General features: G+C 43.0%; 21 protein-coding genes. 7 read left to right on the top strand and 14 right to left on the bottom strand.

Features of this window, described 5'->3' with window-relative positions; all coding sequences use genetic code 11:
- Positions 1-19: 19 nt before the first annotated feature.
- The gene (locus tag LCH52_13780; protein ID MCA0389554.1) at positions 20-1,189 is read left to right on the top strand and encodes a hypothetical protein; all 1,170 of its coding nucleotides are present in this window, start codon (positions 20-22) and stop codon (positions 1,187-1,189) included.
- A 74-nt stretch (positions 1,190-1,263) separates the two neighbouring features.
- Here LCH52_13780 and LCH52_13775 read toward each other — a convergent pair whose 3' ends face one another.
- From LCH52_13775 to LCH52_13750, 6 genes are all read right to left on the bottom strand, one after another.
- Positions 1,264-1,671 (bottom strand): hypothetical protein, encoded by a 408-nt coding sequence (locus LCH52_13775; protein MCA0389553.1) that lies wholly within the window; start codon positions 1,669-1,671, stop codon positions 1,264-1,266.
- 113 nt (positions 1,672-1,784) lie between these two features.
- Entirely contained in the window at positions 1,785-3,041 is a 1,257-nt protein-coding gene (locus LCH52_13770; protein MCA0389552.1) for a glycosyltransferase, read from the bottom strand.
- The gene (locus tag LCH52_13765; protein ID MCA0389551.1) at positions 3,038-3,634 is read right to left on the bottom strand and encodes a class I SAM-dependent methyltransferase; all 597 of its coding nucleotides are present in this window, start codon (positions 3,632-3,634) and stop codon (positions 3,038-3,040) included. Before LCH52_13765 ends, LCH52_13770 begins: the two co-directional genes overlap by 4 nt.
- A gap of 44 nt (positions 3,635-3,678) precedes the next feature.
- Positions 3,679-4,467 carry a nucleotidyl transferase AbiEii/AbiGii toxin family protein gene (locus tag LCH52_13760; GenBank protein ID MCA0389550.1) on the bottom strand — a complete coding sequence of 263 codons (789 nt, stop codon included), beginning with the start codon at positions 4,465-4,467 and terminating at the stop codon, positions 3,679-3,681.
- Positions 4,464-5,273: a type IV toxin-antitoxin system AbiEi family antitoxin gene (locus tag LCH52_13755; GenBank protein ID MCA0389549.1), complete on the bottom strand. Its 810-nt coding sequence runs from the start codon at positions 5,271-5,273 to the stop codon at positions 4,464-4,466. Before LCH52_13755 ends, LCH52_13760 begins: the two co-directional genes overlap by 4 nt.
- A gap of 143 nt (positions 5,274-5,416) precedes the next feature.
- Complete coding sequence (locus LCH52_13750) at positions 5,417-8,674, bottom strand: glycosyl hydrolase (GenBank protein ID MCA0389548.1); 3,258 nt, start codon at positions 8,672-8,674, stop codon at positions 5,417-5,419.
- 317 nt (positions 8,675-8,991) lie between these two features.
- Here LCH52_13750 and LCH52_13745 point away from each other — a divergent pair, with 317 nt between their 5' ends.
- Positions 8,992-10,479, top strand: coding sequence for a T9SS type A sorting domain-containing protein (locus LCH52_13745; GenBank protein MCA0389547.1), 1,488 nt, complete (start codon positions 8,992-8,994; stop codon positions 10,477-10,479).
- 167 nt (positions 10,480-10,646) lie between these two features.
- Here the strand turns inward: LCH52_13745 and LCH52_13740 are convergent, their stop codons facing one another.
- A complete protein-coding gene (locus LCH52_13740; protein MCA0389546.1) occupies positions 10,647-11,738 on the bottom strand; it encodes a serine/threonine-protein phosphatase in 1,092 nt (363 codons plus the stop codon).
- A gap of 168 nt (positions 11,739-11,906) precedes the next feature.
- Positions 11,907-13,757: a glycoside hydrolase family 13 protein gene (locus tag LCH52_13735; protein ID MCA0389545.1), complete on the bottom strand. Its 1,851-nt coding sequence runs from the start codon at positions 13,755-13,757 to the stop codon at positions 11,907-11,909.
- A gap of 209 nt (positions 13,758-13,966) precedes the next feature.
- Here LCH52_13735 and LCH52_13730 point away from each other — a divergent pair, with 209 nt between their 5' ends.
- The 5 genes from LCH52_13730 to upp all read left to right on the top strand — a co-directional run bounded on the left by LCH52_13730 (position 13,967) and on the right by upp (position 17,756).
- Positions 13,967-15,475 (top strand): T9SS type A sorting domain-containing protein, encoded by a 1,509-nt coding sequence (locus tag LCH52_13730; GenBank protein ID MCA0389544.1) that lies wholly within the window; start codon positions 13,967-13,969, stop codon positions 15,473-15,475.
- 111 nt (positions 15,476-15,586) lie between these two features.
- Complete coding sequence (locus LCH52_13725) at positions 15,587-16,153, top strand: DUF1579 domain-containing protein (protein ID MCA0389543.1); 567 nt, start codon at positions 15,587-15,589, stop codon at positions 16,151-16,153.
- A complete protein-coding gene (locus LCH52_13720; GenBank protein MCA0389542.1) occupies positions 16,150-16,614 on the top strand; it encodes an EVE domain-containing protein in 465 nt (154 codons plus the stop codon). The genes LCH52_13725 and LCH52_13720 overlap by 4 nt, the downstream gene beginning before the upstream one ends.
- A gap of 105 nt (positions 16,615-16,719) precedes the next feature.
- Positions 16,720-17,118: a hypothetical protein gene (locus LCH52_13715; GenBank protein MCA0389541.1), complete on the top strand. Its 399-nt coding sequence runs from the start codon at positions 16,720-16,722 to the stop codon at positions 17,116-17,118.
- An 11-nt stretch (positions 17,119-17,129) separates the two neighbouring features.
- Positions 17,130-17,756, top strand: coding sequence for a uracil phosphoribosyltransferase (upp, locus tag LCH52_13710; protein ID MCA0389540.1), 627 nt, complete (start codon positions 17,130-17,132; stop codon positions 17,754-17,756).
- 367 nt (positions 17,757-18,123) lie between these two features.
- On the opposite strand, the gene LCH52_13705 is transcribed toward upp, so the two are convergent.
- The 6 genes from LCH52_13705 to LCH52_13680 form a co-directional block, all read right to left on the bottom strand.
- Complete coding sequence (locus tag LCH52_13705; protein MCA0389539.1) at positions 18,124-19,350, bottom strand: aminotransferase class I/II-fold pyridoxal phosphate-dependent enzyme; 1,227 nt, start codon at positions 19,348-19,350, stop codon at positions 18,124-18,126.
- 242 nt (positions 19,351-19,592) lie between these two features.
- Entirely contained in the window at positions 19,593-19,802 is a 210-nt protein-coding gene (locus tag LCH52_13700; GenBank protein MCA0389538.1) for a hypothetical protein, read from the bottom strand.
- Between the two features lie 15 nt (positions 19,803-19,817).
- Entirely contained in the window at positions 19,818-21,548 is a 1,731-nt protein-coding gene (locus LCH52_13695; GenBank protein ID MCA0389537.1) for an acyl-CoA dehydrogenase family protein, read from the bottom strand.
- Positions 21,549-21,556: 8 nt separating this feature from the next.
- Positions 21,557-22,573 (bottom strand): electron transfer flavoprotein subunit alpha/FixB family protein, encoded by a 1,017-nt coding sequence (locus LCH52_13690; GenBank protein MCA0389536.1) that lies wholly within the window; start codon positions 22,571-22,573, stop codon positions 21,557-21,559.
- 4 nt (positions 22,574-22,577) lie between these two features.
- Positions 22,578-23,465 (bottom strand): electron transfer flavoprotein subunit beta/FixA family protein, encoded by an 888-nt coding sequence (locus LCH52_13685; protein ID MCA0389535.1) that lies wholly within the window; start codon positions 23,463-23,465, stop codon positions 22,578-22,580.
- Positions 23,466-23,942: 477 nt separating this feature from the next.
- A complete protein-coding gene (locus tag LCH52_13680) occupies positions 23,943-24,785 on the bottom strand; it encodes a DUF3800 domain-containing protein (protein ID MCA0389534.1) in 843 nt (280 codons plus the stop codon).
- Positions 24,786-24,923 lie beyond the last annotated feature (138 nt).

Genomic DNA, 24,923 nt, shown 5'->3' with positions numbered 1-24,923 from the left:
ACATATAAAAGGAGCCAAAATGCGACTAATTGTTACATTTTTTGCTATCGTTGTAATTGCAGGCACCTCATTTGCCCAGAATGTATCTGTTCAGGACTACAAAGTCCCGATCAGCCGGGCAAAGATTCTCCGCCTTAACGGAAGTTACAATTTCGCCCAGACAACTGACTCTGCGACGACACATGTAAATTCAAACACAGCACAGGCAAGCGGTCTTTTCAGATATTTCTATTCTTCTCTTCCTTTCGCTTACTTCATCGATATTGATGCAACGGCAGGAAAAACATTTGAAGAATACAGCCACGATATCAGCATCAGACCAAGTATCAGGAAGTACATCGCAGATGATAAAGACTGGTTCGGATTTGGCGCAATGGATCTCCGTCATGCCAACACTTTCAAACAGATTGAATCAAACCTTACTGTCGGCGGTGGTTACGGTCGTTATATAAATGCAACAGCCCTCGCAAAAGCGGTCAGAATTGAAGATCACCTTTTGAAAGAAGGCGTTATTTCGACCAGACTCCCAAAAGAGACCATGATCAAAATCGCCAACATCATTGAAAGAGAACAGGAATATCGTGGTGTTTTTGGTGACACCTACGAGAAAAACTGGTATGAAGATATCGAAAAAGAGATGAGGGCAACAGGATTGTTACAGGGCGGCGCACTTGGAGCTATTGGTATCCTCAGAACACAACAGGTTCTTAAAGGCATCAACGAAAGAGTAAATGAAAGATTCTTCGGATGGGATGTAACCGCCGGTGTTCTTTTCAATCTTTCAACCAGGGATAAATCACCCACCAATTCACCTGCTCTGTCGTTAGGCGGAAGATTCTCCAATCCAATCGGCTGGAATTCACAGATCAACGCATATGCGAACATGAATACCCCGTTTGATTCAACATTCTTCAAAACGGTAATTGTTACCGCAGGTGTTGACTACTTCTATGAACTCGGAAACAAAATTAACTTTGTTGCCGGATATCAGTTGAATTATATAAAGAGAAATACTGTGATATTCCCTCTGAACGAAGACAGTTATGTCGATCATGCAATTTCGGCAGGATTTATTTTCTACCTCGAAAACAACATCAACCTTGGCATCACTTCTTCACTTAACAGAAGCGGTCTTTTGAAAGTGACCGACTTCCGGACAGCGGTTACACTTCAGTATAATGTATTCTAAATAATAACCTTTCTTTAAAACAAAAGAGGCTGCCCCGAATGAGACAGCCTCTTTTTTTTGTGAAAATCGAAATTTTACGATTTGTTTTTCAGCGCTTTACCGTCTTTATCGAGGGTCTTAAGAAACTTGGCAGGATCTTTCTGGAATTTTGAGACGCATCCTTTACAGCAGAGAGCTACAAGTTTTCCATCGTGTTCAACTGTTGGTGCACCGGGTTCAATTGCTTCTCCTGTAACAGGACATACACTGTTCCATACTTTTTTTACAGATTTGTCTTCTTTGTTTCCCATGTCATGGTTGTGTGCGTCTTTTGACTCAGAGCAGCAGTCACCTGATTTAGTTGAGTCGGTCGAGCAGCAGGCTTCTTTTTTTGTGCTGTCTTTTTCCGTATGGTGATTTTTCTTTGAAGCATCCTGTGCGTTAAGATTGGAAGCGGCAAAAAGGATGAAAAGGGGCAAAGCTAAAAATATCAGCTTTTTCATGGGTTATCTCCGGTATTTATTTGATTTGTAAGTAATTCATTTTAACAATAATTAAAAATAAGTATAATAAACAAGAAATGAAAGGGAGAATGGATGACGCTATTTAAAGAGGTTCACTCCCCGAGAATCAGACTCAATTTTCCTGCTATTACTTTTCTGTCAAAGTTTTTTATCATGTTGAGGTCGGTTTTGAATGATTCAACTTTTTCAAAAAATTCTGAACCGTCCGCTGAAAACGGAAGCATCATCCCTGCATTAGCTGATTTAATCACCCCTTCCACTTCAATATTGTCATCGCCGTATGCGAGAATGGGAATTCCCGTCCTTAAATACTCAAACAGCTTCCCGGGGAAGTGTCGTTTTTCCATTGCACAGACTAAAAGAAAATCGGCTTTTGCAAGCACTTCGAGCATTTCATCGTAGGAAAGGAATCCAAGATACGAGGTGCGGTCATCGAGCCCTGCTTCCGAAATTGACCGTCTGACACCGGGACTTACAGTTCCCGTAAACCAGACCCTGAAATTTTCTCCAGAATCTATTTTCTGTTTTAAGTAACCCCAAAGCTTCTCGGGATTTTGAAAATCGAAAATGTTGCCCGAATGGAGCAGTACTCTTTCATCCCCCAGTTTTTTGATCCGTTTAAATCCGGCAAACTTCTCCTCATCAAAGCCCCAGTGAAGAACCCTTCCCTTTTCCTTAAGGAAAGGATAGCTTGATACATAATCAGCAAGGGAGGTTTCGGTGACAAAAACAGCCCTGCGGCTTTTTTCCAGTGTCCTCTTTTCGAGCCACCCGTCAATCATTACCGTAAGTTTACTCCTCGATTGCCCTTTGTAGTAGGCAATGTTAAGCCAGGGATCGATAAACACGGGATAAAACGGAATGTTTGCATTCCTTGCAATTTTGGCAGCGGCGAGGTGTACCGAATGTGGTGGACCAATTGAAACTACGGCATCATAAATTTCATCACGAAGAAGCCTGTTTCCGGCTTTTACTGCGAAAGGATACCAGCCAATCCTTGCATCGGGAATGAAAAGGTTCATCCTGATCCACAATGAAATCCGGTGAGCCAGACTCTTGTTTTCCTTTGAGATGGTTTCCGAGGCAACGAGTTGTGCGTCCTTACCTTTGCCGGTGAAAATTTTGTAAAATTCAAACGGTTCGATAGAAGGAGTCTTGATTACGGTAAGAGAAGGATCAATCTCTTTCTCCATCGATTCATCCTTCTGCATGAAAGATTCATCCTCCACAGTCAGGACGGCAGGCTGCCAACCGAACTCGGGCAGGTACTTTATCATTTTAAGAGGCCAGTGGAGGGATGCCTTCCCTGACGGGGGCCAGTAATATGTAAGAAAGAGAACTTTTTTCATTTTTTGATACCGGAAAACTTTATCACATCGGCACTGCCGGCATGCAGCCTTCCCTCACTAAGTTCAACTGTTTCTTTTGCGAAAATATCAAACTCGAGATCGATAAAATCTTCGACAATCTGTGCGAGGGAATAGAGCAGTTCGATCTGTTTTGGTCCTCCCGATGATTTCCCGAGCTGGGTTTTATCGTAAGCTGTGAATATCAGTTTCCCACCGGGTTTCAGGGTTTTGATCACACTTTTATGGAGTTCTTCCCTTTCTTCCTCCGGCAAATGTACAAAAACAAGCCCCACAGCGTCGAATTCTCCGGACGGATAATCAAAAGAGGAAATTTCGCTAACGAAATAATTTATCTTCACTCCCTCCATTTCAGCGAGTTTGTCAGCCTTCTTTTTTCCTTCATCACTCCAGTCGAAACAGACAACTTCCCACCCTTTTTTTGCAGCATAGACAGCATTTCGCCCCTCTCCCTCGGCAGGAAGAAGTATCCTCCCCGGCTTCAGACGGTCAATTTCCTCCTTAAAAAAGGCATTGGGCTCTTTCCCGTACACAAATTCTTCAACTCCAAACCGGGCGTTCCAGTCATTTTTCAATACAAATTTCTCCTTTTCAATTATGCAAAATTACGGAATATCGGTCAGAGATTCTCGAGGAAATGTTTTTTCACTAAAAGGAAGGCTTGCACAGGATCATATTTCTCACTTGGACTGAGGATCGCAGTCGTATCACCAAGAAAATCGGAATCCTGCATTTTATCGGTGAGATTATCCGTAAATTTCTTTTTTGAAGGCGGCTCAACTGTGAACTTCATATAGTGATAGTATATTTCAAGTGTTTTAATGTAATCCAAATTAGGATGCATTGTTAGAACTTTATACAAATCATATAAATCCCTCCCCTTACTTCGCTGGTAAAGGGCTCTAAGTTTTGTCGCTGTAAGTTCCTCTAAATGGTAGGTAACAATGTTTGTCCTTCCCGAATACCATCTTGAATTGATAGCGAAGGGGACTTCATTGAATCCGGTGACGGTAAAATGTTCCCGGCAGTTTGTTTCCACTTTCAACTTAAGAGTCTGAACCGGTGGATACTCCGATTCAAATCTAAACAACAAGGTAAAATTATTCTCTTTCCTTAACCTTTTCGGAACTCCTAAAAAGCCAAGTCTCAAGGCAATCCTGTCAGCTATCTCACCAAAGGGACCGGCATTAATCTGTACCAGGTCTATATCTTCCGAGTATCTCATCTGGGGCGCTAAAAAAAGCTTATGCAAAGCCGTTCCACCTCTAAATGCCAGACTTTTAGCCAGGAACTCATCGGAATAGATTTCAAGCAGAGCCCGGCATGTCACCAGATCCTGTTCGACTTGCTCGTTTGCTTTCCAAGGCACGAAGTTAGACCATTCTGTAATGTAAGCTTTTGGTATCATAGATCCGGGTTTATCTCCATATTAACAATTATGTTCCATTTTTTATTGACAACTCTTTTTTTGACATCTTTCGCCGGATTAAGACGGATTTGCTGAAATTTGCGATTGGAGTTTTTTATTCCATCAAATATCTTTTGTGCAATTTCACTCTGATCGAGCACTTCTTCAAGGATATATCCCAATCTCTGAATGGTTGAGACTGTCGAATAATTGAGTAAGTCACTTGAAAAGTCATTCAAATTAAAAGCATCTGTGAGTTCACTCAAAACAGTTGATGCCCTGTTAAGTCCTCCAATTCTGTGATTGTATTGTACCAAATCGATTGCGGTCAGGGCGGGTGAAGAAACTGTAATATAGCCTGAATCAGTTTTTAGGCGTCTCAAGAAATGGTTATTAATCTCATTTCTGCTCAGGTAATTAATTTTTATCCCGGCGGTAACTGTATTTCGGAGTACCGGGAATTCCGTAACAACAAAAAACTCCTGAGGTTTTTGATGGGAAGATCCATAAAATCCGGCAGCACTTAGCAATCCTGCATAATAGGAACGGTGGAGCGAATTCATCAGGTCGTCGATGAATAATGAAGGGGGCAGTATTCCCATACCTGCATATTGCGGGGGGAGAATAATGTAAAATCCACGGAACACCGACCGTATTTTCTTTTTTATCGCTAAGCGGGATATTGTGGCTTGCACAGCCTCATCAGACAGAGCAACAAATTCTGATCTTGCTTCTTCCAGAGTGAAAGAATATCGGCCAAAAGACTGTAGTTTCTCAATCCAGTGATTCAAACGGTTCTTTATCAATGCAATGTTTCCAATATTTTTTTGCGTTACACTACAATATACATTATTTATCGCAAAATTTTTAGTAAAAATGATTTCCATAAAAAAAGGCTGCACCCTTCTTTTGATTCAAAAGGTGCAGCCTTAAAATTATCCGGATTGAATTACTTCAGCTCGGGGAGTCTTCCGGGGGTGAGATAACCTCCGAAGGAGTCAAGCTCGTCTTCGAGTTTTCTGACTTCAACTTCGGCCATCCTCTTGATGATCTCATAGAGAGGAGGGAATTCCGATTTCAGAACATCATAGGCAACCCTCTCGTTCTTTGTGACGCCTGAGGTCGAACGCCAGTGCGTCCAAAGCAGTGTGTTAAGCCTCTCGTTGATAGTAACCGGAGATGGTGGATTCTCTTCCGCACTTGGGAAATTCGATTTCCTCTCGAATTTCAGAAGCACCGTATTGAGAGTGTCCAGTATCCTGTCAACCCTGCGAAGAGGCTCATAACCCGTACTTGGTGAGTAAAGTGCCGCCTGCTTAAGAGCGTTAACTTTTCCGATCAGTTCGGTCAGGTAAATATAAGTGCCGCGTACAATCCGCGAAAGTTCGCGCACATCAGACTGAAATTTCACCAGTTCCGCTCTGTCGACGGCGGGGAGAGTCGTGTTCCGGAGAGCTTCCGCCTTGAACTCAACATTATCCGCAAGTGGAGATACACCCTCACGGTCTACCATGAAAATGGTGGCGGTGAATTTTCCTGGCATCACGAGGTTGGAACTTTGCGTCTTCATGTTCGAGTTGAACTTATCGACTTTCAGATTCGTAATCATCTGATGTTTTAGATCCCAGTTGATCCTGTTAACTCCTTTTGTGGCAGGTTTCGTGAGTTTTCTCACAATCTGTCCTGTTTCATCCTCGATCCACACGAGGAGATACGGCGCGACCTCACGCTGTTCGGCATCAAGTTCCGCGTCAGTCGGTATCGGTATCGGCTTCCCTTCCTTAAACAGGTCGGCTTCTTTTGCCTTCCGGATCTCCTTGAGGGTTTTCGGCACTTCCTTTATGTAATAGGTGATATTTACACCGAACTCGGGATTTGGTGCTTTGTAGTAAGTGTTGCCAGTCCCGTATCTGCCCGCCATCTCGATGAACATCAGGCCGTCCCTGACACCAAAGATGTGTCCATCTTTCTGTAGCAGTTCATTTGTCACGCTTCGGAGCGGCGTGTAATCGTCGAGAATATAAAATCCCCTGCCGAAGGTCGCAATTACAATATCACCTTCCCGCTTGTGAAGGAAGATATCTCTCACGGGGATATCAGGCAGGCCGTTCTGGAGCTTTATCCACTTGTTACCACCGTCCACGGTGAAGAAAAATCCGAACTCGGTACCCGCAAAAAGGAGATTTGGATTTTCAAAATCTTCCGCAATACTCCAGACAGAGCCGTTTTCAGGAAGTGAGGCAGAAATTGGTTTCCACGATTTCCCTTTATCCTCACTCTTAAGGATGTAGGGTTTAAAATCATCCCGCAGGTGGTTGTTGAAGGAGGCATAAACCACATTCTCATTGAATCGTGAAGGAAGGACATCACTTACATAAGTGTATTCAGGAACTCCGGGGAAGGAACCAGCCTTGCTCCAGGTCTTTGCATCTTCGGTGATCTGAATCAGTCCGTCGTCAGTGCCTGCATAGAGAAGATTCTCTTTTACGGGGGATTCTGCAAGTGAAACAATCGTTCCAAAAAGTGAAGTCGAACGGTCTTTGGCAACCGCATCCACTCCCCAGTATTTATCCATAACGGGGAAAGAATTTCTGTCGATTCCCGTTGTCAGGTCGGGACTGATCACTTCCCAGTTGTCACCCCTGTCATTGGTCCTGAACACCATATTTGCAGCGGTGTAGAGCCGTGTATTTTTATGAGGACTGATAAAAAGAGGGGTATCCCAGTTCCATTTGTAAGTTTTTTCACCTTTTCCGGGTTCAGGTCTGATATCGATTGCTTCACCGCTTTTTTTATCATATCTGACCATTCCTGCATACTGTGACTCCGCATAAACAATGTCGGGATTTTCAGGATCGACAGCCGACCAAAAACCATCGCCTCCGTTGGTAATAAACCAGTCGGAGTTTACAATGCCGTCAGAACTGAGTGTGCGTGAGGGTCCTCCCATGCTGCTGTTATCCTGTGTACCGCCGTAAACATTATAGAAGGGAGCAGAATTATCAGCAAAAACGCGATAAAACTGAGTAACGGGAAGGTTTTCTTTGAAGTCCCAAAGTTTTCCGCCATCAAAAGACTCGTAGATACCGCCATCCCCACCTATTAAAAGGTGGTTTGTGTTTGAAGGATTTATCCAAAGGGCGTGATCATCCACATGTCTGTCATCTACTCCGAGTGCAACCCAGGTCTTTCCTGCATCAGTGGTAACGCGGGAAACCACTTCCATCGAATAAACCTTATCGACATCCTTTGGATCACAGTAAATCTCGTTGAAATATTGTCCTGAGGAGGCATAATCGCTCATTTTCTCCCAGGTTGCCCCACGGTTGGTGCTTCTGTAAAATCCGCTCTGATTTTCGGCTGCTTCCACAATCAGGTACAAAACATCAGGATTAACAGGAGAAATATCGATTCCCATACCGCCAAGATGCACAGAGGGAAGCCCCTTCATAATCTTTTCCCATGTCTCTCCGCCGTCCTCTGATTTATAAACAGCAGATTCGGGTCCACCGCCAATCTTTCCGTAAACATGTCTTCTTCTCTGCTCCGAAGTGGCATACATGATATCAGGATTTCGGGAATCGAATGTAACATTATTGACACCCGTGTTTGTACTGATCTCGAGCACTTTTTTCCATGTTTTGCCACCGTCAACGGTTTTATAGAGGCCTCTTTCACCGCCGGGTCCCCAGACCGATCCTTCAGCAGCAACGAAGACAATATTTGAATTTCGGGGGTCTATAACTATATCGCCAATTTGACGGGAATCTTTCAAACCCATGTTTTTCCACGACTTGCCACCGTCAACCGATTTGTAAACACCGTTTCCATAACCGAGTGCGCGCTGGTGGTTGTTTTCACCTGTACCAACCCAAACCACATGCTGATTATTGGGATCGAGGGTTACACATCCGATCGAGTAGGCTCCTTGATTTTCAAATACAGGATCGAATGTGATGCCTGCATTCGTGGTTTTCCACACATGTCCGCTGGCAACGGCTACGAAATATTCGCTGTTGTTTTTCGGGTTTATGGCAAAATCGGCGATTCTCCCGCTCGTAAGTGCGGGTCCGATGTTACGCCATTTCAATCCACTGAAGTTTTCCTTTTGAAGAGGGTCTTTTTTCTCTTTCTCTTCGTCCTGTGCGAAAAGTACACCGGTCACGAGAAGCGGGATCAAGAACAATTGGATGAGTTTTAAACGCATAAAGCTTTTCTCTTGGTGGTTTAAATTGAAAATTTTTTAACTCTCGAAAATAAGAAAGAAATCGATTCCCCTGCTTTAAAATGTACAGGCGGTTCTATTTTGTTTCGGTAACCCATTTAAATACAAATTTCTTAAAAATGAAAAATTTTTTCTATTAAATGAGAGATATACGGGAATTTTATAAAGTAATCAACGGGAAACAGATTTTCCGTTTGGCATACTTCTTGATTCACGAGCAGTTGGTTCAAATTGCCTGATGCGGTTTTCATCATCGTTCGCACAAGGAATTCGAAGATTTTGAAGGAAGGAATATAACCATGAAGACTTTTTTCTCTTTTTTTGTCGCCATCTCAATGATGGTTGTTTCAACCTCTGCACAGGGGGTTACAAAACAATCACTGCCTGACATGCCATTCCCTCGAATGAACAGCCAGACCGTAGCCACTTCAAGCGGACTCTACCTCGCAATAGGTGGTCACTCCTCAGGTTTTACTCGAATGAACACAGTAACTTCAGTCGCACACAACGACTCTGCCTGGGCAAACTTCACCCTCACAGACTTCAGAGATGCGACCGGAATAGTGCATCTCAGTGACTCCACCTGCCTCCTGATCGGTGGGATGTCTTCCGATCTGGGAGTGGGTCAGCTCAGCACAACCGAAAGGGTTTACCCGAATCTGTTGCAAAGTGCCGCAGGACCAGCCCTCCTGAATGCCCGTACAATGGCTAACGGTGTCCAGCTTGCAAACGGAAAAGTGTTAGTTGCGGGATGCTGGTACAGCGATGTTGCAGCGGCAGTCGGCGAGGTTATCGATCTGGCAACTAATCAGGTTACTCTTACCGGCAATCTGAATCAACCACGGGCTTATCCTACTTTTGTACCGACTTCCGACGGTGGTGCCATCATGTTCGGCGGCTGGGGAGTCTATGGCGGTTTGTTTTCCGGAGCAGTTGAGGAGTACAATCCGGCAACCAATACATTTACTAAAATCCGTGACAATCTTTTTGCAGACGATCCCGATTACAGGGTGGTAACCGATTTTGGCGAAGACATGCAACACAAAAAACTCTCGAACGGTAAATATGTCTTTCTTGCCAGAAAATTTCAGAATGGTGAAGGCTGGAGAGTCTTTACTGTTGATCCGGTTACAAAACAATTCGAAGTAATCGTCCCATCACTTCCGATAAGCCAGACAGGCACCGGCTTTACATATCTGTATCTTTCTCCAATTATTGATACCCGGGTAAATGATCTGGTGATGATCCCGCAAATATGGACCGATCCCCAAGGGAAGAATCATGTGAGTATACCATTTTTCTTCCATCAGTTTACATCAACCATTGTGTTCCCTGTTTCAGATGTAATACTCGATCACTGGCCTTATTACTCCTCCAGGTCTTTGTATATCACCGAACAGCAGCAATATTCCGGAATCATTTTTATGGGTGGAAACCTGACGAGCAACTTTGACGCTGTACCGAACGCATTTATTGCCCAGTTGTGGACACATGCAGGAGTTGATGACGGTTCAGGAGCAATCGAAGGTTTCACACTGGAGCAGAATTATCCAAATCCGTTTAATCCGTCAACTGTTATAAAGTTTTCTCTCCCGAATCAGGGAAATGCAAAACTCACTCTTTATGATGTAACAGGAAAAGAAATTGCAGTAATTGCAGACGGTATGTTCGAATCAGGAAACCACTCAGTGAATTTTGATGCAACGGGACTGACAAGCGGAGTATATTTCTATACCCTCTCATCAAATGGAAACTCGATCACAAAAAAGATGACTGTGATTAAATAGGGATGAATTTTTGAAGTTTGAGGTTTGAGGTTTGAAGTTTGAAGTGGATTTTTGGAAGGTCTGATTTCTTATTGTAACTATTTCAAATAAGTAATCAGATCTTCCTCAGCGTAAATCCGTTTAATCTGCGTGCATCTGCGTCCCCTTCAAACCTCAAACTTCTGACATCAGACTTCAGCCTTCATAACCAGGATTGTGATGTCGTCTCTCATGGGAACATTATATGTAAAATTATTGACCGAGCGGATGAACATTTGGAGGATTTCTTCGGCAGATTTATCAGTGCACTTGAGGAGGTTTTTCTCGATCCGTTGAGTGCCATATTCGTGCCCGTGCTCATCGACGGCTTCGTTCAGACCGTCGGAATAGACCAAAAGTATGTCACCGGGTTTTAAAGTTACAGAATGCTCATTAAGTGATTTTTCAAAGATTCCCCTGTCCCTCATTCCTATTCCGATGCCGTCAGGTTTTATCTGCGACACTTCCTTTTTTTCGGCATCATAATGAACAAACGGCATATGCCCGGCTCTGAAAAGTTTCAATTCATTTTCATTTTCCACTTCTACTCCGGCAGCGGTAAAGAAAAGTCCCGGTTTAAAAATGGCATTCAATACTTTGTTTAATTCCACGAGGATGTTGCGGGAGTTCTCCTCTTCCTTCGTCAGATACATCAACAGAGAGTGAACCCGAACCATATAGAGAGCCGCAAGCATCCCTTTCCCGGAAATGTCGCCGAGAAGGTAAAGATGCCTTTTCTTTTCATGGTTGAGGTGGAACCAGTTGAGAAAATCTCCTCCGACAGTCTTTGCAGGTTTTGAGTAGGATGCCACCTGAAGCATTTCATATTGAGGAGGTTCCTTCATAATTAACTCTTCCTGAATGCCTTTCGCGATGTCGAGTTCGTTGGCGGCTGTAAGTTTTTCAGCTACCTCGAAGGCAAGAAGTGCAACTATTGTTAAAAATGAGAGACCTGCCCAAAACCACAGATTTGCAAGGTATGCATAGAAGAAAATGACAAATGCGAGTGAGAATGCAATTCTTCTTACCGGTGAGAGCTTGCTTAAAAAAGCGTAAATTATATCCTTTATGAGAGCAAAAGTCTTCTGCTCTTTATTCATCTTGGCGTAGTTTCGCTTTTTTGCACTCTCCAGATAAAACTGGTAAACTTCGGGTGCCTCCGACCGTATCAGCCGCTGGACATCACCGTCTTTAAGGTCGCTTGTGTAAAGTTTGTAGAGATTTGAAAATATTTTTGCCAATTAGCTTTCCTGATTAAGGAACAAAATTACGGAAAAATCACGCGGTCAAAATTAAATAATGATCTGCTGCCGGGAACAGGTTACAAACGGCGGAAATCAACGATAAAGGACCTGCAGCATCGGAGCCACCCTCTTCACCTGTGGCTCCGCCGCTCTCGGGAAATCTTTTTACTTTTTAACCAGGATGACTCCCCACATCGGTGGTATCTCGAGCAGATTATAAGAAGCCGAAAACGAAACCTCCTTACCGTTGAGAACATCAAGGTACTTCCCTCCCCTTAACACGGGGAATGATCTTTTTTCCGGTGAATTGTTCAGGAAGACCATCACTTCCTCGTTCTCAAATTTTCTTTCGAACCCAAAAACACCCGTCTCGTCATCAGCTTTTATGGTTTTGTAGCTGCCTCTACGGAGTGATGCATGGGCATTTCTTATCGTAATCAGTTTTTTGTAGTGCTTCAGAAGATCATGGTTTATACTGACTTCATCGGGAGTGGCTCTCTTGGTTCCGTCTGGATTGTAAACCTCGGGTTGATATTCAATATCGTCCCAAAGCATCGGTTTTCTGCAATCAGGATCGTTGGCACCCCACATCCCGACTTCGTCGCCATAGTAAACCATCGGTGCACCTACATAAGTCATCTGCAAAATGGCAAAGAGCATCTGCTTTTTGAATGCTTCGGGGGATGGTTTTCCTGTGAAATAATTTGAATTACCGGCGAACGAAATACCGTACCATTTACCCCAGTCGCTGTATCGTCCCAGATCTGCATTCATTGCGTGTGAGGCGATCCTGTTGGCGTCGTGACTTCCGAACAGATTTTGCTGGACATATTCGACCCCCGCCGGGAATGCTTTCCTCAATTTTTCAAGTTTTTTATCAAATTCAGAGGTTGATATTCCGGTTTTTTCCGCCATAATCCAGTCAGCGCAAGCGAAACCGAAATTGTAGTTCATCACGGCATCAAATTCATCGCCTTCGAGATAAGGCTTGATCACCTTGATCGAGTCGATCACCTCTGCAGTGAGGTAGGCTTCACTGTTTATCGATTTGACATGCTTTCTCCAGTCTTTCCAGAAGGGATGCTTAACACAGAAAGCCACATCGAGCCGCCAGCCGTCGATACCGTCAGAGACATTCCCGTCACCATTGGGGTCCATCCATCTTTTTGTGATATCAAAGATATACTTTTTCGGTTCGGCGACAATTCCGTTCTCATCCTCATTTATTTCTGGGAGTTCCTTTACATTAAACCAGCCGTCATATTCGAATTTTGTCCCTTTTTCAGGATCAGCGAAAGATTTTATTGCGAACCAGTTTTTGTAGGGAGAGTTTTTTTGATTTTTGACGATATCCATGAAAGCGGGTGATTTTAACCCCATATGGTTGAAAACTCCGTCGAAAATCACCTTTATTCCGAGTTCATGAGCTTGCTGAATAATCTGCAGGGCAAGTCTGTCTGCCGATGTCCATTTCCAGGTCGAAGGGTCATTAAATACCTCCGAGGCTATCAGTTTTTTGTCCCCTTCAGGGTCGGGTCCGAAAGTCGGGTCTATATGATGAAATGTAGCCCCGTCATATTTATGAAGTGAAGGTGCCATGAATAAAGGATTGAAATAAATTGCATTTATCCCCAGGTCTTTCAGATACCCGAGTTTTTCGAGAACTCCCTGAAGGTCACCGCTGTATCTTCTTCTTTGCAGATTGAACCAGATATCTTTACCGTTTTCCTTTTCCCACGGCTGAAGTTCATACCAGTCGGATCCCCATGGACTTATTTTCCAGGGAGATGTAATATCATGCGGGTATGCCCCGTCAATATCCTGAAGTGTCGGGTCGTTTTTCCTGTCGCCATTTCTAAATCTTTCAGGAAAAATCTGATACCAGACGGCATCTTTTGCCCAGTCAGGCACAAATTCAGCTTTATTCGCCATTAGAGAGTCTCCATTACCGGCAAAAGCAGACATCGTCAAAAGAACGAGTGCGAGCGCCGTTACTGATTTTGCAATACCGTTCATTTTAATTTCCATGATTCGTTACCTCAAATATAGCAATCGTGAATAATTTAACATTAATCCGTTCGCAGAGGTATTTTTAAATAAAAAACAATTTTCCTCTTTGTTATTACTATTTTTTTGGATAACTTTAGCTACATTTATTTGACAGTTCGAAAAATGTCACATAATCAAGGCATTTCCGGGCTGTAAATTATATAAGGAGACCTCATATGAGATCCTATCGACTTCTTTTTCTTCTCGTGGTTTTGTTTTCTGTGGCTAATGCTCAATGGGTAGAGCAGACCTCAGGCGTTACAGGCGCACTTTATTCCGCTTCCGCACCTACAGATCAGGTTTGCTGGGTTGGCGGAGCTGCCGGAATCGTACTCCGTACTGTTGACGGCGGAACAACATGGGCAAATGTCGGCGGTGCCGGAATCGCTAATCAGGATGTCTATGCAGTTTTTGCAATAGATGCAAATATTTGCTACATCACCACCTCCCCTGCCACAGGAACATACATCTACAAAACCACAAACGGTGGAACAACATGGGTTACCCAGTTGAACCAAACCGGCGGTTTCGGTGATGGTATATGGTTTTCTGATGCCAACACAGGAATTTTCTATGGCGACCCTGTAGGTGGCAGATGGACAATTTTCCGCACCACTAATGGTGGTACTCTTTGGGATTCCACAGGAATGTACCTCCCGTCAGAGGGTTTTGCCGGATGGAATAACGGTCTTTTTATGTCAGGTACCAATGTTTGGTTCGGTACCAACGGAACTAAAATATGGTACTCTACCAATTTTGGAGCCAACTGGACAGCTCAGCCTACCACAGGTCAGGTTAATTCATACACGGTGTGGTTCAACTCACCAACTGTTGGACTAACGGGTGGTTCAAACTTTATGGCAACCACCAACAGTGGCACAACATGGTCAGCTCTTACCGTTCCCGGATCAGGTAATATCAGCGGTATCACGGGTGAAGGTTCCAACTGGTGGGTAACCAGACAGGCAACCTCTATCTATGCTTCCACTAACAATGGTACTGCATGGACCACTGCCTACACTGCTACTGCCGGAAGCTACTACCATATCACAAAAGCCCGCACCGGAACAGCAGTTTGGGGTGTAAGAAGCAATGGAGCCATCACAAAAGGTTATGGAGCCGCAGTTCCTGTTGAACTCGCTTCATTTACTGCTTCCTCCAGCAATGGTTCAGTCGTTCTTGACTGGAGCACTGCCACCGAAGCAAACAACAAAGGTTTCGAAATCGAAAGAAAAGCTGCCGGCACTGAATATTCTTCAGTAGCTTTCGTAGCCGGAAACGGTACTTCAACCATTGTTCACAATTACAACTTCACAGATGCCAATCTTCAGGCAGGTAAATACACTTATCGCCTGAAACAAATCGATCTCGACGGAACATCTGCCTACTCAAAGGAAGTTGAAGTTGATGTTGCCATGGTGAATTCCTACGCACTCGATCAGAACTACCCCAATCCGTTCAATCCGACAACTTCGATTTCCTACAGAATTCCTGAAGCTTCCAATGTTGTTATAAAGGTTTATGATGTTATGGGTACCGAAGTTGCTACCCTTGTAAACGGGAAACAGGAAGCCGGCAATCATTCGATAGCTTTTGATGCTGCTAAACTTTCCAGTGGATCCTACATCTACACCATCAAAGCCGGAAACTTCACTTCTTCCAAAAAAATGATTTTAATGAAATAATTGTGAGTTAAACTCATAAATCATAATTCAAAAAGAGGTTGTTCATGAAAATGGACAACCTCTTTTTTATTATTGGTATATTTGCATTACGAAAAACAAAATATTTGCAGAATGAAATACGACAAATTACTTTTCCTTTTAATATTGTTTGCATCGACGGCATTCTCACAATCCAATAAATGGACAACTCTTGAAGAACTGACCCTTGTTCAGAAAGAACATGAAAAACTCTCCCTTTTTGAAGGTGAGTGGGATGTGCAGATTGAATTTTTCTTCGACACAGAAGGAGAAAAATCACTTAAGGGGACAGGAGAATGCAGAAATCAGATTGTACTCGGTGGCAGATTTCTCGAATCCCGTTCACAAAACATCGCTTTTGGCATGTCAATAACTTCAATTGCTTACCTCGGTTACGATGTACGGCTTCAGAAATACACTCTCTACTCAATGGACGAACTCGGAAATTTCGCAATTAATGCTTACGGTGATTTCAAAAAAGATGATCAAAAATTCATCTTTGAAGGGAGCAGTATGGATTATGTAACCCGTGAAGATCAGATGTTTCGAATAATCTACGACTTTGAAGGTGATTCACTCATCAAATATGAAGTCGACTTTTTACTCCCGGATCGCTCGTATAAATCGTATATAAATGCCGAATTCAGGAGAAAACAATGAACTTCTGGCTTGTAAAATCTGAACCTGATGTCTTTTCCATTGATGATCTCGCTAATTCACCTCTTCAGACAACCTGCTGGGACGGGGTTCGCAACTATCAGGCGAGAAACTTTCTCCGTGACTCGATGAAAAATGGTGACAAGGTGCTTTTTTACCACAGCAGCACAGACCCGACGGGTGTCGCCGGATGGTGTGAAGTGGTACGGGAAGGATACCCCGACACTTCCGCCTTCGATCCAAATTCAAATTATTTTGACCCGGATTCAACGCCCGATAAACCTGTCTGGATAATGGTCGACATTAAACTGGTTGAGAAATTTCCCCGGCTTGTCACACTTCAGGAGATAAAGGAAAACCCTGCTTTAAAGGATATCCTTTTAATCAAAAGAGGGAACAGGTTGTCAGTCTTCCCCGTAAAAGAGGAAGAGTTTAATGAAATTATTAGAATGAGAAGGAATTAATTCCCGCTCACTATTTGCTTGTTTTATAGAAAGAATCTCATTTTACTTATCTTTGCAGGTGCATTTTGATGATATTTATAAAAAGAAATTAGCCCGAATACTCTGATGATCCTTGATACCGATGTAATAATTTTTACTACCACCGCCTTTCTGAGCCTCTTGATGCTCTCCGCAATTTATTTGGCTTTTCGGGCATATCGAAAAAACAAAGGAATTGCTGACAACCTGCCTGAAAGAGATTTTCAACTCCCCATAGACAAGCAAAAACTTTATTTCTACGGCTCTTTTTTTAACCCCGACTCAAGCCTCCCTGTACGCAAAAGATTTATTCCCCTTTACATTTCAGTGGTTGCGCTTTATACACTTTCGATGCTGAGCTACTTTTGGGGAGCACTTCTCTTTGCCTGGCTTTTCAATTTCCTGATTTTCGCGGTGGTAATTTTTGTCGGAATAAAATTTATTAAAGTATTAATCGATGATCAAACAGCCTTAAAGATCAAATGAACGGAAGAAAAATGGATAATTTTACTGTTGTCAGCAATAATCTGGTAGTGAGAGATCTCACCTATCTTCGTGATAAAGAGACTCCTCAACGCGATTTTCGTAACGCCCTCGACCGCATAGCCTACTCGCTTTGCATTGCGATCAGTCCAAAAATTAAAATGAGGGAAGTGGAAGTGGAAACTCCGCTTGAAACCACCAAAGGGAAGAAAATAGCCACCCAGATAGTACTGGTACCTATTTTACGAGCCGGACTAAGCATGGCGAACGCCTTCCTGCAGCTCCTCCCTCAGGCAAAGATGGGACACATCGGCTTAAAAAGAAACGAAGAAACCCTCGAGCCTATCGAATATTACTACAAAACCCCTAAGAACCTTGAACACTCCCTTGTAATCATCCTCGATCCGATGCTCGCAACCGGCGGAAGTGTATCCGCAGCAATAAATATCCTGAAAGACAGCGGAGCAAATAATATTATCCTCGCTTCCATCATTGCGGCTCCCGAAGGTGTAAAAAGACTACTGAACGATCATCCCGATGTAGCTATCTATACCGCTTCTCTGGACAAAGGCTTAAATGAAAAAGGATATATCGTCCCGGGCTTGGGTGATGCCGGCGACAGGGTGTTTGGAACGCTATAATATTGAGGTTTGAGGTCAGAAGTTTGAGGTTTGAAAAACCTGTTGCCACAGGGGTTTTCTCTTAAGCATCAGATATTATTTTTGTCGGTTTATGAATTACTTCGAGGCAGCTCACAGTTCATAGATAATAGCTAATAACTTTTCGCACAAGGGCTCTTTCAGGTCAGTTCATAGATCATAGCTAATAGCTTTTCGCACAATGGCTCAAAATCCCCATCCGTGATAATCTGTTTAATCCGTCTCATCCGTGTTCAATTAAAAAAAACCCCTCTGCGTCCCCTGCGCACCCATCGCCCCTAAAACACAAATACACATCCCGAAAAATCAGGATGTGTATCAGTGAATAAGATTTTATAGCAGAAAAAGATTATCTAAAGAGATTCTTTTCCTGTTTTACATTCAATGCTTCGCCTACTTCGTAGAGGGCGCGCTCAAGGTCTTTTATGATATCCTTGTGGTTTTCGATACCAACTGACAATCTTACCATGCCTTCTGTGATTCCGGCTTCTTTGCGGGCATCGGGTCCCATCGAGAAGTGGGTCATACTTGCGGGATGCTGAATAAGTGATTCAACACCTCCGAGGCTTACCGCGAGCTGGCAAAGTTTGACGGAATTCATCATGATTTCACCGGCATCATAGCCACCCTTCAGTTCGAATGTAATCATACCTCCGTGCCCTTTGTGCTGTTTCAATCCTGTAAAGTATTGAGGATGTGAACGCAATCCGGGGAAAGTAACAGACTCAACCATATCGTGTTTTTCAAGGAATTCAGCCACTTTTTGAGCGTTTTCGCAGTGTCTTTCCATTCTGATGGCGAGTGTCTTAATTCCGCGGTGCACAAGGAATGAATTGAAAGGATCGATAACGCCACCCGTCTGATTCAACACTTTCTTAAGTGGTGTATAATCAGCAGCATCTTTTACAACTACAATTCCCGCAACCACATCTGCATGTCCGTTAAGGAATTTCGTCATGGAATGAATAATAACATCAACCCCAAATTCGAATGGTCTTTGAAGTGCAGGCGACATGAATGTATTATCAACACAAACTTTTGCACCGTATTCATGTGCAATTTTTACAATCTCTGCCAAATCGCTGATTGCGAGTGTGGGATTTCCGGGTGTTTCCACATAAACCAAAACTGTATTTTCTTTCATTGCAGCTTTTACTGCAGCAATATCGGTCGTATCAACAAATGTTGTTTCAACGCCAAATCTTGAGAAAACGGTCTTCAGCAGGGTATTTGTCGGTCCGTAAACAGCCTGCGAGCATACTATATGGGTACCTGCAGAGAGATAGGTAGCAAAAACAGTATTTATTGCTGCCATACCGCTTGCACATCCGAGTGCCTTGGCACCCCCCTCGAGCGCTGCAACAGAATCTTCCATCGCTTCAACTGTCGGGTTGCTCATTCTTGTATAGATGTGTCCCTTGCCCTCACCCATAAAAAGCGAGGCACCATGCTGTGCGGATTTAAACTTAAATGTTGATGTCTGGTAAATCGGCGGAACTACCGCCCCAAACTCATACTCATCAATGCCTGCATGAACACATTTCGATTCAAAATTGATGTTTTCGTGATCTTTCATATGTATCTTTCAAATTTTGTAAGAGTGATTTGAGAGACTCGAGTGACTCGAGTACTTGAGAAACTTGAGTATCCGAGTGACTTGAGTAACTGAGTGATAACCGCTTTTACAGCAATCTATTTTTGTAATTTTAAGAGCCAAAGATAATAAACTTAAATGATTCTCAGATACTCTGGTTTCTCGAGTCTCTCAAGTCTCTCAGATACTCTGGTTTCTCGAGTCTCTCAGGTTTCTCAAGTCTCTCAATAATAAATAGCCTGAACTTCAATCTCCTCTGTCGAGGCATCTTTGTCTTTCAGGAATTTGATAAAGTCGTTATTGTAGAATTCCTGATGATTTTGTTCAAAGTCGGTTTTCAACTTTTCGATCTCCTCGTAAGTGAGGTTGGTTTTGAAGTAGCTTTTAATGCCTTCATCATCATAGATCTTGAAGTAATTTCTTTGTTTATCCATGGTCTGTCTCCTTGGTTAGATTAAGATTTCGTCTGAATGAAGAAGGTCTGAGAAGAGTTCATCCTTTATCGATTCAGCGTTTCTCTTGGCGTGTGAAAGTGCGTTAATAATAAATCTGTTGGCAATAAACCGTTTACGGGACTCTTTTTCAGCCTCGTCGAGCAGCAGATAGCCTGTGTAAATGTAGCTGTAGAGTTCCACAAGGTCTTTGGCAGCCACTTCCTGAAACACGGGATCTTTTTTATCCTGAACATATTTGACACATTCGTTAAAGACGGCCCTTATTTCCTTAAGAAAATTCTGCAGTCTTGTAAGTCCGGCATCATAAACCTTTGCATCCTTTTTATCGAAGTACTCTGCGAGCACATCGGCATAAACACCTGAGGAAGCTGCGACAATCTGTAGTTGGGAAGTTCCTTCGTAGATGTTTGTAATCCTTGCATCACGGGCGAGTCGTTCGATCTTGAATTCTCTCATGTAGCCTGTTCCGCCATGAATCTGAAGTGCATCATAAGTGATTTTATTGGCAGATTCAGTAACGATATACTTTGCCATCGGAGTGAGCAGATTTGCAACTCTGGTGACATATTTAAGTCTCGCATTCACTTCAGCGAATGGTTTTCCCTCTTTTTTCAGCTTATCGATCACTTCTTCAAGTTTTTCTTTCAGATCAACCGTAATCGCGGTTGAATAGAGAAGAGACCTGTTGCTCTCGAGAGTGGTCCTCATATCCATAAGAATATTGGTGACCACAGGGAGATTAATGATCGGTTTGCCGAACTGTTCCCTTTCTTTAGCGTATTTCAGGGCTTCTTCATAAGCTGCCTGGGAGATGCCGAGAGCCTGCGCAGAAACTCCTGCTCTGGCACGAAACATAAGGTCTAAAACATATTTAATTAGTCCCATTCTTCGGGTACCAACCAGTTTTGCCGGGGTATCGTTGAACTGAAGTTCACAAGTTGGTGAGCCGTGGATACCGAGTTTGTGCTCAATTCTTCTGACTTTTACGGTTTCATCACCGTAGCAGGCAAAAAGGCTGAGACCGCGACCGTCCCTGGAACCGCTTTCGCTTCTTGCAAGAACGAGCAGCACTTCACCGTTGCCGTTTGTGATAAATCTTTTTACACCGCGAAGGAACCACTCCCCTTTTTCATTTTGATATGCGGAGAGCTTTACTGCCTGCAGATCACTGCCGGCATCGGGTTCTGTAAGTGCCATTGCACCTGTATATTCACCGGTCGAGAACTTTGGAAGAAATTCCTGAGCAAGTTCCTCATCTCCAAACTTCCTGATAGTGTCTGCGATATCCTGCAATCCAAAAAGATTCATCAGGGAGGCGTCAGCCCTGGAGATCATTTCCACAGAGACGAGATAAATAAAGAAGGGGAAATTTAATCCGCCGTACTTCCTGGGGAGGATCATACCCATCAGGTCAGCCTGAGCAAGCTGCTCAAGATTTTTTCTTGTACCGTCGGCATATGTTACCTTGCCATCTTTGAAAATGGCACCCTGGTCGTCAACACCTGCCGCGCGGGCTTCAATAAAATTGGCTGCAAGATCTCCCACCACTTCCAGCACCGCCCTGTAATTTTCCATCGCATCTTCAAATGAAACAGGAGCATAGTCATAATGGAGTGATTCCTTGTAATCTTCTTCACTAATCTGAATAATCTCTTTCACATCATCGGTACCAAACTGGTTGAAGTGAAACTGAATATCGACATTGTCGGTAAAATAATTTGCCATGTTTGTTCCTATTTCAACTTGCTCTTGTAAACTTCAATAAATTTCGGGATCACCTGTGTGGCGTCGCCGACAATTGCGTAATGACTTACATCAAATATTGGGGCGTCAGGATCGCTGTTGATGGCGATTATCTTTTTAGCTTCCTGCATTCCGGCACGGTGTTGAATTGCACCCGAGATACCTACTGCGATATAAAGTTTGGGTCGTACCGTAACACCGGTCTGACCTACCTGTCTTTCAGAAGTGATAAATCCTGCATCCACAGCGGCGCGGCTTCCCGCCACTTCACCCCCGATGGTGTGGGCAAGTTCTTCAACGAGTCTGAAATTTTCTTTGGTTCCGAGTCCGTAACCGCCTGAAACGATTATGGGGGCTGCTTTCAGGTTCACTTTGCTCTCTTCAATGTGCTGCTCCAACACCTCAACAAGGTCATCTTCTTCTGTCGGAACAAACTTTACATTCTCAATCTTTACAGGGTGTGGGTTGTCAACTTTGTGCATCTCCATAACACCCTCTCTCACCGTTGCCATCTGGGTCTCGGTGTCGGGAGTGATAATTGTTGCGATGATGTTTCCGCCAAAAGCAGGTCTGATCTGCAGCAACAGTTCCTTGTATTCCTGGTTCAGATATTTTACATCGGAGATTTGCAGGTCGGTGCAGTCAGCCGTCAGTCCGCTTTTTGTGAAGGATGCGACTCTGGGAGCGATATCCCTTCCGATTACGGTGGCACCAAAAAGCACAATTCTTGGTCGTCTTTCGGAAATAAGATTGTTCAATACTCGAGCGTATGGAAGTGTTCTGAAATATTTCAGTGCGGGGTCATCCACGAGAATCGATTCGGAGGCTCCGTATAAAAATGTATCTTCTGCAATTTGTCTTACATTGTCACCGATTACAACTGACTTTAACACTGAATCTGTGATAGCGGCAAGTTTGTTCCCTTTGGAGAGAAGTTCGAGGCTCACATCGGCGGGTTTACCGTTCCTGACTTCAACAAAAACCCAAATTTCGTTCTTTTTTTTCATTGTCTTATCCAAAAATGTGATCGGCTAAAAGTTGATCTACGAGCTTCTCGAGCCCTTCTTTTGTCGGCTCCACTCTGATGTGGTTTCCACCGCCAAGAACCACAGAATCCACTTTGTGAACTTTTGTTGGCGAGCCTTTGATGCCGCAGCGTTCGGGGTCGAGCCCCAGTTCATCCATTGTAAGTGTGGGGATGAAGAGATTCTTTTCTTCGTATTCATGCTGGAGTTTATCTGTGTAGAGAAGACTGTTTCCCTCTGTCATTTTTTCGAGATCCATCAGGGATTTTGCTCCCTTGTATGCCATCACTCTTTTTGCACTGAATGGTCTTGGTTCGGCGGCATCCTTAAGAACTGTCAGCAAAACGGGAAGTTTAGCCCTTACGATTTCGTAACCACCGTCTATTTTTCTTTTAATCTTTGCGTGGGTATTCGAAACTTCAAGAATTTCTTCCACATAAGTAACCTGCGGGAGATTGAGTTTTTCGGCTGTCTGAGGACCAACCTGAGCGGTGTCGCCATCAATCGCCTGTCTTCCGGCAAAAATAAAATCGAAACTGCCGATCTTTTTTATTGCCTCGCTAAGCACATAAGATGTGGCGAGTGTATCAGCACCGGCGAATTTTCTGTCACTTATCAGATAAACAGAATCGGCACCCATATAGAGGCATTCTCTTAGTATATCAGACGCTCTCTGCGGTCCCATGGTGATAGCAGTAACGGTCCCGCCGAATTTTTCTTTAATACGAAGGGCAAACTCGATGGCTACCCTGTCTTCGTTGTTAAATATTGCAGGGAGCTTCGAACGGTTGACGGTTCCGTCCTCTTTCATTACACTTCCCGAGATATTTGCGGTATCGGGAACCTGCTTCACTAAAACAATGGATTTAAACACAGTCTCTCCAAATTATAAAAACTTTCATTATTAAAATAAGGGTTTTTCTATTTTCAAGCAACAGGTTTTTTGCACAAACGAGTGTAGATTGATTCCTGAACTTATTTTATAGGAAACACTCAGACATGAAGACCAGCCTCAGCGGTCTCAGTACACAAAGATTGGGAAGCTTTGGGCAGAGGGGAATGAGAATATCTGTGAGATACAACGAAGATATCAACTGGGGAGATTTGCGCTGAGAAGAATTCCAAGAATTAATTCCAAAGGGTGAAATGGCGTTTTAGTGAGGGAAGTAATTGTCATGATTACTTTTGAAAGGAAGCAGATAGAAAAACCACTTAACTCTTCGTATTGTCATTCCGCGTGGAAAACTGAATTATTATGTTGAATTGATTTGAAAAAATTAGTATATTTGAAATGCTTTTATCGTCCAGTGCCTCCGAGCAGGCTCGATACCCCTTCATTGGGGGCTGGACGTCATTTTTGAGCCCGGTTCGAGAGAATCAGGGCTCTTTCTTTTTCAACCTCTTTTATAAAATCAGCCCATCTGTTATCTTCCGGAAATACTTTTAGTCCTTCAATTTTATCAGCTCTCCTGTTTTTATTCTTGTGATAGTAGGGTAAAATCTTTTTGAAGAAGGGATAAGAACTGTTTTGATCCAGAAATGCTCTGTAAACATTGTATGCACAAAGGTCTGCAAGTTGGACTCCATTTGACAAGTAGCTCTCTACAAAGAAAGGAATTTCGATAACATGTTTTATTTTAACTTTAGCAGATGTCCCATCTCTAAGAAAAAAGGAATGCTTCATGGCAATACTTCGGTTCAACTGTTTATTTGTGTTATCCAAAACAAATATTGAATTTTGCTTTGGATGTTCCGAATTTAAGAAGTTTTCTACCCTCTCCAACAATAATTCATAAACCTTCTTAAACAGTTTTTCCAAATCAAGATAAGTTTGTATTTTGCTTTTATCTACTACCACAGAAAAAATTGTTATATGGTTTTCTTCGAATTGGCTGTAAAACAAATCAATCAGCTGACTCAACTCATCTTCTGTCAAATATTTTAAGAAGGAATGATTTCTTCTGTTTCTGGGGATTCTAACATCAGAAGAGCGAATTTCAGCATCTGCCAGTTCTAATTTTACACCTTCAGTGTCATAAATTCTTTTGATTAATTGAAGTTTTTTATCATTAATTTTAGCTTCAAATTTCCTCCATTGATATTCATGCAAACCTAACGCAAGTAAAACAAATGGTTCGTCTTTTTTAACAGCAGGGTTTTTCTCCCCCGACTCATCCAGATAGAAAAAATACATCGGCCTCTTTCCTTTTCAAATAATTGTGGTTCTATCAAATAAAACCTGAATTTCCAGATTTTATTCTCCAGAAATCATTTTGCATAAAAATCAATGTCCAGCTTGTTGCTGAAAAAGCAAGACACCATTGGGAATCAA

Source organism: Bacteroidota bacterium, assembly GCA_020161395.1.
In the GTDB taxonomy this organism is placed as follows: Bacteria; Bacteroidota; Ignavibacteria; order Ignavibacteriales; family Ignavibacteriaceae; genus UTCHB3.
The sequence above is the reverse complement of the archived record's forward strand: the minus strand, read 5'-3'. Positions and strand labels throughout refer to the sequence as shown.